Source organism: Kitasatospora sp. NPDC056783 (assembly GCF_042789895.1).
Classification (GTDB): Bacteria; Actinomycetota; Actinomycetes; order Streptomycetales; family Streptomycetaceae; genus Kitasatospora.
This window is the reverse complement of sequence record NZ_JBHUAF010000223.1, coordinates 1-13976: the sequence shown is the minus strand read 5'-3', so window position 1 is coordinate 13976 and position 13976 is coordinate 1. Positions and strand designations below refer to the sequence as shown.

Genomic DNA, 13976 nt, shown 5'->3' with positions numbered 1-13976 from the left:
CGTTTCTGCTGGGCCTGCGCCCGCCCCTCCACTACTCCTCCCACAACCCCCACCCCTTTCCCTGCCCCACCCGGTTGGTGGGAGGAGGAGAGCGCGGGCAGGTCACACGGGCGGAGCCCGCGGGGAGGCGGGGGTCCGCTCGGGATGAGGGCCCGAGGCCGAGGGCCCGTGGCCGCGCCGGTGGCGGGCCGCGTGGGCGGGCTGCGGGTGGACGGCCACCCCGAGGGTGGCCGGGGAGTCGCCCGTCACCGCGATGTCCCCCTCCCGATCGGTGCGCAGCACGGTCGCACCCAGTGCGCGCAGGCGGTCTACCGTCATCGGGGACGGGTGACCGTACGTGTTGCCCTCGCCGCAGGAGATGAGCGCCAGCCGGGGCCGGAGCGCGCCGGCCAGGGCCCAGTCCTGGTGGGCCGAGCCGTGATGCGCCACCTTCACGACGTCCGCCCTCCCCACCCGGCCCAACAGCGCCGACTGGGCCTGCGGTTCGAGATCTCCGAGCAGTGCCATCCGTAGTCCTCCTGTCAGTGACACCATCAATGCGACGCTCGCGTTGTTCGGGCCGGGCGCCTCCACCGCCGCGCCTGGCACGGGCCACACCACGTCCCAGGTCAACTCCGCGCCGATCGACCGTCGTTCGCCCCGGCCGGCTCTCATCACAGGAATGCCGGCGCCTGCGGCCCAGCCCGTCACCCTGGCCACCTCCCCTGGCGGGTCGTCCAGCGTGGTTCCTTCGATCGCGCCGACCCTGCGGCCCCGCAGCACCCCCGGCACGCCCTCGACGTGGTCGGCGTGGAAGTGCGTCAGCAGCAGTAAGGGAACCGACGTGACGCCGAGGTCGCGCAGACACCTGTCCGCGGCGTTCGGATCCGGCCCGGCGTCGATCACCACCGCACTGCCCGGCGTCCCCGTCGCGAGAGCCAGCATGTCGCCCTGCCCGACATCGCACATCACCAGCCGCCACCCGGACGGCGGCCAGCCCGTGGCGATCCGGGCGAGCTGCGGCGGGCGCAGCAGCACGGCGAGCAGGACCGCTGTCAGCAGCCCCGTCACCAGTACCCGCGCCCAGCGTCGCCGCGTCGGCGCCGGGCTGCCCGGCGCAGTCCGCCTCGGCAGTAGGAACGGCGCAGCCCAGCAGGCCGCCAGAACGGCCAGTGCGACCGTGACCGTCCCGAACCACCCTCCCGGCCAGGCCAGTTGACCGCCGGGCAGTTCGGCGCCGCGGCGCGCCACCTGGGCGAGCCAGCCGACCGGGACCCCGGCAGGCTCGGCGAGCAGACGGGCCAGAGCCGGGAGGAACGGGTGCAGGACGAGCACTCCGAAGCCGAGCAGTGTCGCCGACGCCACCGCCGGCTCGGCCAGCAGGTTGCACGGGATGCCGACCAGGCTGACGTGCCCGGACAGCACCACCGTCACCGGCGCGCACAGCGCCTGGGCGGCGGCCGCCGCCGCGAGGGCACCCGCGAGGTGGTGCGGCCAGCGTCGGGCCCGCAGGGCCTCGGCCCAGTGCGGACCGAGGACGAGCAGCCCGGCGGTGGCGAGCACCGAGAGCAGGAAGCCGAACGAGTGCGCCAGGAACGGGTCAAGGAGGAGCAGCACCAGGACGGCGCCGGCGAGCGCGGGCACCGCCCGGCGGGGACGGCCGGTGGCCAGGGCCAGCATGCCGATCAGCCCTGTCCCGGCCGCCCTCAGCACGCTGGGTTCGGGCCGGCAGACGGTGACGAAGGCCAGTGTCAACGCGGTGCCGAGCAGGGCGCCGGTGCGCAGCGACAGCCCCAGCAGCGCGGCCAGCCCACGCCGCTCCGGGGTGCCGGCCTGTCCGGGTGCGCCCAGCAGCGCGCCGAGGACGATCGCCAGGTTGGCCCCGCTGACCGCCACCAGGTGAACCAGGTCGGTGGCCCGGAAGGCGTCGTCGAGGTCGTCGGGCAGCCGCGAGGTGTCGCCGACGACCAGCCCCGGGAGAAGCCCCCGTTCGTCCGCCGGAAGTCCGTCGGTGGCGGTGCGCAGTCCCTCGCGCAGGTGCCCGGCGATCCGCTGCGGAAGACTCGGCGGATCCAGGTGCCGGGGTGGCCCGTGGGCGACCAGCAGTGCGGCGGACTCGGTGTCGTGACCCTCCCCCGCCGGCCGCACCTCGGCCTCCGCGGCCAGCCGCTGGGACGGGAGCAGCCGCTGCCAGGGCTCGCACTCCGTTCCCCGGACCATGACCGTCACCGGTGTGCGCGTGCGCGTGGCCCGCCCGTCCGGGAGCAGGGTGACGCGGTCGGCCACCGCCGCCACGGTGAGGAGCGTCCGCCCGCCGACGGTGCCGCCCCGGGAGGTGTGGGTCTTCGGGTCTCCTGTGATGGTCAGCTCCACCGCCACGGCCCGGGCGGCCGCGCCCGGCTCGGCCGCCGCGGACGCGCGGGCGAGTTCCGGCAGCGGCCCCCGGTGGAGGTCGGCGGTGTGCAGCGGGGTGGCGATCGCGGCGGCCGCGCCCGTGAGCAGGACGGCTGCCAGCGTCGCCGCGGACCCGCGTCTGCGCAGCACCCCCGGCCGGGTGAGCAGCAGGATGCCGCCGAGCGCCGCAAGACCCGCCGCGCCGAGGACAAGGGTCTCGTACCCCGGCTCCGGGCGCAGGAGCGCGGCCGAAACCGTCCAGGCCGAGACGGCGGGCAGCAGCAGACGGAAGTCGGTGCCCGGGGAGCGGGACGGGATGGCCGGAACGACCGGAACGGCCGGTGCGGTGGCGACGGACATGGCGGTGCCTCCCTTCGAAGGTCGACGGGGCGGGGCAGTGCGGGCAAGCGGGCAAGGACAGGGACGGTGGGGGCCTCAGAGGGTGAGCAGCGGACGGAGCTCCGCGTACGTTCGGGCGCCGATGCCGCTGACCTGCCGGAGCTGGTCGAGGGAGCGGAAGGAGCCGTGCGAGCTGCGGTAGGCGAGGATGCGCTGGGCGAGGGTGGGGCCGACCCCTGGGAGGGTGTCGAGTTGTTCGAGCGTGGCCCGGTTGAGGCTGACGGGTGCTCGGGGCGCGGACGGGCCCGGAGGTCCACTCCCGCTGCCGGTGACCGGAACGGGCCCCGGTTCGCCGACCAGGATCTGCTCGCCGTCCGTCAGGACGCGGGCCAGGTTGAGGTTCCTGGTGTCCGTCTCCGGGAGTGGGCCGCCTGCCGCACGCAGGGCGTCCGCCACCCGGGAACCGCCGGGCAGGGTGTGCAGGCCTGGGAGGTGGACCCGTCCGCCGATGTCCACCACGACGGCCCGGGGGTCGCCGGCCTCGGGGCCTGGCCCGGCTCTGGAAGCGGCGGCGGGGCCGTCGCCGGGGACGGACTGGTCGGCCGGCGCCGGTGTCGCGGCCGCCGCCAAGGCAGGCACGGCGACCGTCTCCGGCCGGGCCAGCCAGAAGTGCTGGACGGCGTAGCCGACCGCGAAGAGCAGCAGGACGGCCAGTCCGGCCACCGCGCGCCGGTCGAGCGCCAGGGCCGAGGCGAACGAGGGGAAGGAGGAGAACCGTGGCCCCGCCCCGGCTCCGGGCAGGTACACGGGTTCCTCGCCGGAATCGGCCGCGCCGCCCACGTCCGGCACCAGGGGAAGCGACGGCGGCGACGGCGCGGCGACAGGCACCGACCGGTCCCCCGCCGGAGGGGAGGCCGCCCTCACCGAGGACGAGGCCACCCCCGCCGGAGACGAGGCCGCCCCCGACGAACCCGTGCCCGAGCCGCCGGCCCCCGTCGGGCCGCCCGACGGCTCGTCGTCCCCAGGCAGTATCGCGGCCATCCGCAGCCGCACCGTCTCGTCGATCGCGTGGCGCTTCGCCGCGCCCAGGCTCATGGTCGTCATGCCGAGGACGGTAGGAGTCCTCCGGCGAGGGCGGGGGAATCAACGAAACCCTGTGGACAACCCAGGGGTTGTGAACAAAAAGCGTCACTCACAAGAGCGAGCAGGACTTTCCAAAATTGACCGAGCGGCCAGACAACCGGACGACCGGACAAATCAACGGATCAACGCCCGCCCGCCCTCACCGCGGCGCGACCACCACCGCGAGCAGCCCCGGCCCGACGTGCGCGCCGATCACCGCCCCCACCTCGCCCACGTACAGCTCCCGCAGCCCCGGCACCCGCGCCCGCAGCCGCTCCGCGAGCGGTTCGGCCCGCTCCTCGGCCGCCAGGTGGTGCACGGTGATGTCGACCCCCCGCTCCCCCGAGCGCTCGACCGCGATCTCCTCCAGCCGCGCGATCGCCCGCGACGCCGTCCGCACCTTCTCCAACGGCTCGATCCGCCCGCCGTCCAGGTGCAGCAGCGGCTTGACCGCCAGCGCCGATCCGAGCAGTGCCCGCGCCGCCCCGATCCGGCCGCCCCGCCGCAGGTGCTCCAGGGTGTCGACGTAGAAGAACCCGCTGGTCCCGGACGCCCGCCGGGCGGCCGCCTCGGCCACTTCGTCCGGCCCCTGTCCGGCCGCGATCGCCTCGGCCGCCGCCAGCACCCCGTACCCGAGCGCCATCCCGACCAGTCGGCTGTCCACCACCCTCACCGGTACGGGCGCCTCGGCGGCGGCCAGCCGGGCGGCCTCGACGGTGCCGGACAGCTCGCCGGAGATGTGCACCGAGACGATCCCCTTCGCCCCGGCTTCGGCGGCCGCCCGGTAGGTGGCGGCGAAGGTCTCCGGGTTCGGCCGGGAGGTGGTCACCCGCTGCCTGCCGCGCAGGGCCTCGGCGACGTCCTTCGGGGAGATCTCGACGCCCTCGCTCAGCACCGAGTCACCGACCGCGACGCTCAGCGGGACCACCGTGATCCCGTGCCGGTCGATGGCGTCCTGCGGCAGATAGGCCGTGGAATCGGTGACAAGTGCGAGGTCGGAGGGCATGAGCCGGAGGTTACTCCCCGTGGGTCCGGGAGGACAGCGCCCGCTGCCGCGCCCTGTTCGAGGACCTCGCGGCGGGCCGCCGGGCTCAGCCGGCCGAGGGCCCGGCCGACGGCTTGCGCAGCCGCTGCGCCAGCTTGGCCAGCGGATCGGCCAGCCCGAGCAGTTCCTCCGCGCTCGGACGTCCCTTCCCGTCGGTCAGCCCGGCCCTGGCCGCACGCCCGGCCGCGCCGGCCGTCCCCGCCGCCCCCGCGGAACCCGGAGCGCCACCGGCCGACGAACCCCCGGAAGCCCGACCGGCCGCCCCCGTGGACCCCGCAGAACCGGCGGCCCCCGCGGCCCCCGCGGCACGGTCCCAGTGCCGCAGCGCCCCCGCCTCGCTCTCGCACTCCTGGCTCAGCCGGCTCAGCTCGTCGTCCGCGAACCGGTGCATCCGGTCCTGCGCCGCCCAGCGCATGCTCTCCGCCGCGTGGGTGATCCGCTCCGCCCGCTCGCGCAGCTCCGGCAGCTTGGCGGCGATCCGCGCGGTGTCCGGCTCGCGCTCCAGCATCCGCAGTTCGCCGTCGAGCTCGGCGGCGTGCGCGTCGAGCCGGTTCAGCAGGGCGAGCGACTCACCGAGCTGGGCGTCCTGCGCCAGGCCGCCTTCCAGCACCTGCCGGGTGCCGTCGAGAGAGGTCCGCAGGCTCAGCCGGACGCCGGCGATCTGCGCGGGCGGGCCGACCTGGGTGTACTTCTTCGCCTTGAGCGTGGCGGTCTCCACGGCGCGCCGGGCGTTGGCCTCGTGCTTCCCGATCTTCGCGCCGACGGCCTTGGCGGCCTTGACGGTGCCGACGACGGCCAGGACCATCACCGCGACTCCGAAGAGCAGGGCCAGACCGATCATCACGCCGAACACGTCCATCGCGCGCCACCTTCCGCCGCCGTTCCGGCCCCACCGGGCCCAACGCGGGCCGCATCACCGAGAGTTCCACGGTAGCCTCCGGACCCCGCCCGGGGGAGGCCGGAGCGGTCCCGGCAGGCGGAGATCAGGGTCAGATCCGGGATCTCCCCGAGGGACCCGAGACCCCCGTGAAACGCCGGACGGGCGCCCCGAAGGACGCCCGCCCGATCACTCCCGCAGGAGCCGCACTCAGCCGGTGACGATGTTCACCAGCTTCGGCGCCCGCGCGATCACCTTGCGCACCTCGGCCCCGCCGATCGCCGCGACGACCGCCGGCTCCGCCAGCGCCAGCGCCTCCAGCTCGGCGTCCGAGATGCCCGGCGCCACCTCCAGCCGCGCCTTGACCTTGCCCTTGATCTGCACCACGCAGGTCACCGTCTCGTCCACCACGTACGCCGGGTCGGCGACCGGGTAGTCGGTGTGCGCCAGCGAGTCGCCGTGGCCCAGGCGGCGCCACAGCTCCTCGGCGACGTGCGGGGCCAGCGGCGCGACCATCAGCACCAGCTGCTCGGCCACCGCCCGCGGCGTGGAACCGCGCTTGACCAGGTGGTTGTTCAGCTCGATGGCCTTGGCGACGGCCGTGTTGAAGCGCAGCCCGGCCATGTCGCCGCGGATGCCGTCGATCGCCTTGTGCAGGGCGCGCAGCGTGGCGTCGTCCGGCTCCTCCTCGGTGACGACCAGCTCGCCGGTGGTCTCCGAGACGACGTTGCGCCACAGGCGCTGCAGGAAGCGGTACGAGCCGACGACGGCGCGGGTGTCCCACGGGCGGGAGACGTCCAGCGGACCCATCGACATCTCGTACAGGCGCAGCGTGTCGGCGCCGTACTCGTCGGCGATGTCGTCCGGCGCGACGGCGTTCTTCAGGGACTTGCCCATCTTCCCGGCCTCGCGCTTGACCGGCTCGCCCTGCCAGAAGTACTGGCCGCCGCGCTCCTCGACCTCGGCGGCGGGCACCGGGAAGCCGCGCTCGTCGCGGTAGACGTCGGCGGTGATCATGCCCTGGTTGAACAGCTTGTGGAACGGCTCGACGGACGAGACGTGGCCCAGGTCGTGCAGCACCTTGTGCCAGAAGCGCGCGTACAGCAGGTGCAGCACGGCGTGCTCGGCGCCGCCGACGTACAGGTCGGCGCCGCCGGCCGGCTTGTTCTCCGTCGGGCCCAGCCAGTACTTCTCGTTGGCCGGGTCGACGACCGCCGAGGAGTTCGCCGGGTCGACGTAGCGCAGCTCGTACCAGCAGGAACCGGCCCAGTTGGGCATGGTGTTGGTCTCGCGGCGGTACTTCCTGACGCCGTCGCCCAGGTCCAGTTCGACGTTGACCCAGGCCTCGTTGCGCGAGAGCGGGGTCTCCGGCGAGGAGCTGGAGTCGTACGCGTCGAAGGTGCGCGGCGAGTAGTCGTCGACCTCGGGGACCTCGACAGGCAGCATCGACTCGGGCAGCGCGTGCATGACGCCGTCCTCGTCGTAGACGATCGGGAAGGGCTCGCCCCAGTACCGCTGGCGGCTGAACAGCCAGTCGCGCAGGCGGTAGTTGACGGTGCCCTCGCCGATGCCGCGCTCGGCCAGCCAGGCGGTGACGGTGGTCTTGGCGTCGACGACGCTCAGCCCGTTCAGCGTCAGGTCGCCCTCGGTGCGGGCGGAGTTGACGATGACGGAGTCGTAGGTGTCGAACGCGTCGTCCCACTCGGCCGGGTCGGAGCCGCGTCCGTCGGTGGGCTCGACGACGCAGCGCATCGGCAGCGCGAAGGCGCGGGCGAAGGCGAAGTCGCGGTGGTCGTGGGCGGGGACGGCCATGATGGCGCCGGTGCCGTAGCCCATCAGCACGTAGTCGGCGATGAACACCGGGACGGGCTCGCCGCTGACCGGGTTGACGGCGTAGGCGCCGGTGAAGACGCCGGTCTTGACCTTGGCCTCGACCTGTCGCTCGACGTCCGACTTGGCGGCGGCCGTGGCGCGGTAGGCGGCGACGGCCTCGGCGGGGGTGGCGGCGCCGCCGGTCCACTCGGCGGGCACGCCCTCGGGCCAGGCGGCGGGGACGATCGAGTCGACCAGGCCGTGCTCGGGGGCCAGCACCATGTAGGTGGCGCCGAACAGGGTGTCGGGCCGGGTGGTGAAGACGGTGATCTTCTGGTCGCCGGGGGCGGCGAAGTCGACCCGGGCGCCCTCGGAGCGGCCGATCCAGTTGCGCTGCTGCAGCTTGATGGCCTCGGGCCAGTCCAGCAGGTCCAGGTCCTCGATCAGCCGGTCCGAGTACGCGGTGATGCGCATCATCCACTGGCGCAGGTTGGACTTGAACACCGGGAAGTTGCCGCGCTCGGAGCGGCCGTCCGCGGTGACCTCCTCGTTGGCCAGCACGGTGCCCAGGCCCGGGCACCAGTTGACCGGCACCTCCTTGGCGTAGGCCAGGCGGTACTCGCCCAGCACCTCGTCGCGCTCGGCGGCCGACAGCTCCGCCCAGGCGCGCCCGCCCGGCACCTCACGCGCGCCGGACTCGAACTGCGCGACCAGCTCGGCGATCGGACGGGCCTTGCGGGCGGCCTCGTCGTACCAGGAGTTGAAGATCTGCAGGAAGATCCACTGGGTCCAGCGGTAGTACTCCGGGTCGATCGTGGAGATCGAGCGGCGCGGGTCGTGGCCCAGGCCCAGCCGGCGCAGCTGGTGGCGCATGTTGGCGATGTTCGCCTCGGTGGAGACCCGCGGGTGGGTGCCGGTCTGCACCGCGTACTGCTCGGCGGGCAGGCCGAAGGCGTCGTAGCCCAGCGTGTGCAGCACGTTGTGGCCGGTCATCCGCTGGTAGCGGGCGAAGACGTCGGTGGCGATGTAGCCCAGCGGGTGGCCGACGTGCAGGCCCGCGCCCGAGGGGTACGGGAACATGTCCATGATGAAGCTGTGCGGCTTCGCGGCGACGTCGCCGGCCGCCGGGTCGGCCAGCGCGCCGGTGGGGTTGGGGGCGTGGAAGGTGCCCTCCTTCTCCCAGATGTCCTGCCAGCGGGACTCGATCTCGGCCGCCAGCGCGGCGCTGTACCGGAACGGCTCGGTCGCGGTCTCGGCCGCGCCGGACGCAGGGGTCGTCTCGCTCATGGTCCTTCAAGCTCCATCGATGTCAGTTGGCGAACCGCGCAGGCGGCCGGCCCGTGGACCCGGCCCGGGACGGGGTCGGGCGCGGAAAACAAAAAATCCCCTCGCAGGAGGGGACGCCACGCCGACTCCGGCACCGCCCGAGGGCGCGGCCGGTCCTGGTCAGCGCGGCCGGCTAAGGAGCAGGCGCACGGTTCGCATGGGCTCAGGGTACCGCAAGCGGGTCGACGGGCCGCGGGGCATACCGCCGGGACGGCCCCCGACGCCCCGCACCGCCCCGCACGGGGCCTCACAACCCCTCAAGGCGCCTCACGACCCCTCACGGCGCCTCACGGCCCCTCATGGCGCCGCGCGGCCCGTCACGGCGTCGCACCGAACCGCCCGGCGCCCTACCGCGCCGCCGCCCGCCCCGCCGCGTCGAACTCCCGAAGCGCCTTCGCCAGCCGCTCGGACTGCATCCCCGCCGCGAGCGAGCGCGCCAGCGCCGCGGTGCGGGCCGCCTCCCGCTGGTCGCCGAGCCTGCGGTGGGCCTCGGCGAGGCGCACCATCAGCAGCGCCTTCGAACGGGCCCGCCCCGGCCCGAGCCCGGCCACGGCCTCGGCGAGCAGCACCTTGGCCAGCCGGTGCTGGCCGAGTGCCAGCCGCCCCTCCCCCACCATCCCGGCGAGGTCGGCCCGGGCCTCCTCGGCGCCGGGCAGGCCGTCCAGTTCGGCGAAGGCCCGGGCGGCGGCGGCCTCGGCCCGCGCGGCCTCGCCCCGGCGGCCGTGCGCGCGGGCGAGCCGGGCGAACTGGCGGGCCCGGCCGGTGGCGCTGAGCGCTGCGCCGTGGTGGTCCAGGGCCTTGGTGAGCGCGGAGACGGCGTCCAGTCCGCGCCCGCCGGTGCCCTGGGTGGCGAGCACGACCAGCGCGCCGAGCACCGCGACGCCGAGCCTGGCGTCGCCGCTGACGTGGGCGGCGCGCAGCGCGGCGACGAAGGCGCGCTGGGCGGCCGCGTCGTGGTTGAGGTCGTACGCGGCCCAGCCGGCCAGGCGGGCGAGTCTGCTGGCGGTGCCGTACAGCTCGCGGCCGAGCCGTTCGTCGTACGCGCCGAGTTCCAGCAGTTTGGCCAGCATGGCGAGTTCGGCCCGGGTGGGGCCGAGGACGAGGCCGCCGCCGCAGGAGCGTTCGAGCTTCTGCTTGCTGCGGTAGGAGAGGCCGAGTTCGCCGACCAGTCCGGGTTCGACGCGCAGCGCGCCCTCGCCGCCGCCGACGGGCGGTGGCGGGGAGTCGAGGCGGGCGGCTGCCTGGTCGAGGTCGGAGCCGCGGAACAGGTCGGTGAGGCGGACCGGGCCGGCGTCGGTGGCGGCCTCGCGCAGCGAGGTCTGGGCGGTGTCGGCGGTCCACGGGTCGGTGAGCAGCCGGGGCGAGAGGATCTTGGCGCCGCGGTGGCCGCCCATCCGGCCCCAGAGCTGCTCGTAGGTGACGGCGATGCCGAGGGTGCGGCTGAGCACCTCGCAGACCGCCTGGTCGTGCGGGCTGCGCGGCACCATGCCGCGGTCGCGCCACTTGTACGGGGCGGTGGAGCTGATGGCCAGGCCGGGCGGCAGGGCGAGGCTCACCTCGCGGGCGAGCCGTTCCGGACTCCAGCCGAGCTGGTGGAGTATCCGGGCCAGTTCCTCGTTCCGCCTTCGCTCCAGATCGGCCATGGCACGACGGTAGCGGGATTCCGGGCCGGTGCACCGGCGGCGCGGGCAGAACGGCGAAGAGCCGCCTCCCGTTTCCGGAAGGCGGCTCTCGACTGCTGTGGAGCTATGGGGAATTGAACCCCAGACCTCTTGCATGCCATGCAAGCGCTCTACCAACTGAGCTATAGCCCCTCGACCTGCGATGTCACCGTGGTTCCCGGTTGTTTCCGGCCGTTTCCCCCGGCGACATCGACCACTTTACACGGTCCGGGGCGTGCTCCTGAAATCCGCTCCCCGGGGGCTCCCCGGGGCCCGCACCGCGCGCCCCGGGCGCGCACCCCAGGCGTGCGCTCCCCGCGCCCCCGCCCGCTGAAGCGCCGACAGCCCGCCGCCCGAAATGCCGGAAGGCCGCCACCCCTTGGGTGACGGCCTTCCGAACTGCTGTGGAGCTATGGGGAATTGAACCCCAGACCTCTTGCATGCCATGCAAGCGCTCTACCAACTGAGCTATAGCCCCGCGACACGGGCGACCCTGGCTTACCACGACCGCCGATGCGGAGTGGAGCTATGGGGAATTGAACCCCAGACCTCTTGCATGCCATGCAAGCGCTCTACCAACTGAGCTATAGCCCCGCACTCACCGGGCTTCCCGCTTCCCTTCCGGGCCGCGTTCTTCCCTGCGAACAAGGAAGACTTTAGCTGGTCAGGGCCGGAACTGTGAAATCCGCTCCCCCGGGGCCCCGCCGAGGGCCCCTGAGGGCCCCCGGCGCCCGGTGCCGCCCGCACCGGTACCGCTCAGGTGTCGTCGCCGATGACCGGCTGCGGGAGCGTGCCCGCGTTGTGCTCCAGCAGCCGCCAGCCGCGCGACCCGTGGCCGAGCACCGACCAGCAGCAGTTGGACAGCCCGCCGAAGCGCTCCCACCGGGCCGGCTCCAGGTCGAGCAGCCGCCCGAGCATGGTGCGGATCGTCCCGCCGTGGCTGACCACCACCAGCGTGCCGTCCTCCGGGAGCTTGGCGACCGCCTCCAGCACCACCGGCACCGAGCGGTCGGCGACCTCGGTCGCCAGCTCGCCGCCACCGCCGCGCCGCACCGGCTCGCCGGCCGCCCAGGCCTCGTACTCCTCGGGGAAGCGCTCGCGGATCTCGGCGTTGGTCAGGCCCTGCCAGGAGCCCGCGTAGGTCTCCCGCAGGCCCTCGTGGTGCTGCACGTCGAGCCCGGTGACCTCGGCCAGCTCCGCGGCGGTGCGCCGGGCGCGCTGGAGGTCCGAGGAGATCAGCAGGTCGGGACGGAGCCCGGAGAGCAGCCGGGCCGCCCGCTGGGCCTGGAGGACGCCCTGGCCGGTCAGCTCGATGTCCGTGGTGCCCTGGAAGCGCGATTCGAGGTTCCAGGAGGTCTGGCCGTGGCGCCAGAAGACGATGCGCGGGCCGCGCGGGCCCCGGCTCAGTGCAGGTCCTCGGGCTTGCCGAAGTCGTCCGCGGGGGCGACGGCGTTGCCGGCCTCGTCGGTGTGGGCGTCCGGGCGGTTGCGGGACTCCAGGGCGTCGGCGGGCAGCGGCAGCTCGGGGCAGTCCTTCCAGAGGCGGTCCAGCGAGTAGAAGGAGCGCTCCTCGGAGTGCTGGACGTGCACGACGATGTCCAGGTAGTCGAGCAGGATCCAGCGGCCGTCGCGCTCGCCCTCGCGGCGCACCGGCTTGATGTCCAGCTGCTCGCGCAGCTGGTCCTCGATCTCCTCGGCGATGGAGCGGACCTGCCGGTCGTTGTTCGCGGAGGCGATCAGGAAGGCGTCGGTGATCGACAGCACCTCGCTGACGTCGAAGGCGATGATGTTGTGCGCGAGCTTGTCGGCCGCCGCCTGCGCGGCGACGGTGATGAGCTGCTGGCTGTGGTCGGTGACGGTCACGGTGTTCTTCCGGCTCGGCGGCTTGGGGCGCCCCGGCACTCGGCCGGGGTCGCCTTCCAGGATCTCACGCCGCCCGGGCGGGCCCGGAACCGTTTTCCGCGCCCTCCCCGGGCCGCCGCGCGCCGCCCGGACCGGCGCCGCCGCCCTACTGGTTCTTCGGCGGCTGGTAGTCCTTGCCGAGCACGACCAGCAGGTCCGCGGTCTGGGTGTCCCCGGTCACCTTCTTCACCACCGTGTCCGGCAGGCCGAGGCTGGTCGCCAGCGACTTCGCCGCGCCCTGCCGGGCGTCGTCGGTGTAGCGGATCTCACTGGTGGCCTGCGGGGCGGCCTTGGCCCCGCCCGGGATGAACGTCAGGCCGGAGTTGACGATCTGGACCTGCGCGGCGGCCGCCGCCGCGTCGCTGCCGTTCGCGTCCTGGAGCGCGACCCGGGCCGGGGCGTCGCCGGCGGCCGCGGACTTCACGGTGCCGCCCAGCACGTCCTTGACCTGCTTGCCCGCCGTCGCCTCGTCCAGACTGCCGTCCGGCTTGACGGTCAGCGCGGCGGTGCCGAAGTGGCCGTCCTTCGCCTGCTGGGCGAGCTGGACGAGCACCCCGGCGAGGGCGTCCTCGGGCAGCGAGGGGTCGAGCACCGCGTTCATCCGGTGCACGTCGTCCTTGGCGTCCTTGAACTCGGTCGGCATGGTGCGCACCACCGCGTCCATGACCTGCCCGAACCGGGCCAGCTGGGCGTCCCGGTTCTCGCCGGGCGCCTGCCAGGTGGCGTACGCGACCGCGGCCTTGCCGCTGAGCAGGATGTTCTTCCCGGCCGCGGACAGCAGTTTGCCGTCCGGCTTGCCGCCCTCGTGGGTCTCGGCGTTGGTGTCCACCCGGACGCCACCGAGTTGGGAGACCAGCAGTTCCAGGTACGGGGTGTCCAGCCGCCAGGTGCCGGCCACCGGGGCGCCGAGCACGGTGGACAGGCCCTCGCGGGTCGCCGAGGCGCCGACGCCGTCCATCGCCTGGCCGACCGTGGTGACCGGCGGGTCGCCGGGGCCGGGCAGCCGCAGGTTGTCGGGCAGCAGCAGCACCGTGCCCTTCTTCCCGGAGGCGTCGTTGACCAGCAGCGCGCTGGACACCTTCCCCTGGAGGTCGCGCAGGTGGACGACGTTGACCTGGCGCCCGCCGGCCGCGGCGGCCGCGGTCGGCTTGTCGCCGGTGAGCAGGAAGTAGCCGCCGGCCCCGCCGGCCGCGAGCGCCACCACCACACCGAGGCCGATCAGCCGGTTGCGCAGCTTGCGGCGGCGCTCGGCGCGCACCTCGCTGCGGGACTCGGCGAACTTCAGCCAGTCGATGACGTCCTCGGTCTCCTCCGCCTCCTCGTCGACGAAGGTGAACTCACCCGTGGTGTAGCCGTCCCCGGGCGCCTTGCTCCCGGCCTTTCCGGCCTTCCCCGCCCGCGCCCCGCCGACCCGCTCGGACGGCGGCTCGGACTTGGCGGGCACCGCCCCGGTGGCGGGCCCGGGCACCCGCGAACGCCGCGGCGCGGCGGGAGCGGGCCCGGCGTCGGCGGGCGCGGCG

9 protein-coding genes and 3 tRNA genes are annotated in these 13976 nt (G+C 74.3%); all 12 read right to left on the bottom strand.

Annotation, left to right across the window (positions count from 1 at the left end; all coding sequences use genetic code 11):
- Positions 1-102: 102 nt before the first annotated feature.
- On the bottom strand, positions 103-2733 hold the full coding sequence (locus ACFRMQ_RS26625; protein WP_380733169.1) for a ComEC/Rec2 family competence protein: 2631 nt from the start codon (positions 2731-2733) through the stop codon (positions 103-105).
- Positions 2734-2808: 75 nt separating this feature from the next.
- Positions 2809-3816 (bottom strand): helix-hairpin-helix domain-containing protein, encoded by a 1008-nt coding sequence (locus ACFRMQ_RS26620; RefSeq protein WP_380733168.1) that lies wholly within the window; start codon positions 3814-3816, stop codon positions 2809-2811.
- A 178-nt stretch (positions 3817-3994) separates the two neighbouring features.
- Positions 3995-4840, bottom strand: a complete 846-nt coding sequence (locus tag ACFRMQ_RS26615; protein ID WP_380733167.1) for a DegV family protein — start codon at positions 4838-4840, stop codon at positions 3995-3997.
- Positions 4841-4925: 85 nt separating this feature from the next.
- Entirely contained in the window at positions 4926-5738 is an 813-nt protein-coding gene (locus ACFRMQ_RS26610; protein WP_380733166.1) for a hypothetical protein, read from the bottom strand.
- A gap of 228 nt (positions 5739-5966) precedes the next feature.
- Positions 5967-8855, bottom strand: coding sequence for a leucine--tRNA ligase (gene leuS / locus ACFRMQ_RS26605; protein WP_380733165.1), 2889 nt, complete (start codon positions 8853-8855; stop codon positions 5967-5969).
- A 386-nt stretch (positions 8856-9241) separates the two neighbouring features.
- Positions 9242-10537, bottom strand: a complete 1296-nt coding sequence (locus ACFRMQ_RS26600; protein ID WP_380733164.1) for a hypothetical protein — start codon at positions 10535-10537, stop codon at positions 9242-9244.
- A 98-nt stretch (positions 10538-10635) separates the two neighbouring features.
- Positions 10636-10708 (bottom strand) — tRNA-Ala (locus ACFRMQ_RS26595).
- A gap of 252 nt (positions 10709-10960) precedes the next feature.
- Positions 10961-11033, bottom strand: a tRNA-Ala gene (locus ACFRMQ_RS26590).
- A 43-nt stretch (positions 11034-11076) separates the two neighbouring features.
- Positions 11077-11149 (bottom strand) — tRNA-Ala (locus tag ACFRMQ_RS26585).
- A 162-nt stretch (positions 11150-11311) separates the two neighbouring features.
- Positions 11312-11962, bottom strand: coding sequence for a histidine phosphatase family protein (locus tag ACFRMQ_RS26580; RefSeq protein ID WP_380733170.1), 651 nt, complete (start codon positions 11960-11962; stop codon positions 11312-11314).
- Positions 11959-12417, bottom strand: coding sequence for a ribosome silencing factor (rsfS, locus tag ACFRMQ_RS26575; RefSeq protein WP_380733163.1), 459 nt, complete (start codon positions 12415-12417; stop codon positions 11959-11961). The genes ACFRMQ_RS26580 and rsfS overlap by 4 nt, the downstream gene beginning before the upstream one ends.
- Positions 12418-12562: 145 nt before the next feature.
- A partial coding sequence (locus tag ACFRMQ_RS26570) for an LCP family protein (protein WP_380733162.1) occupies positions 12563-13976 on the bottom strand: 1414 nt, incomplete at its 5' end.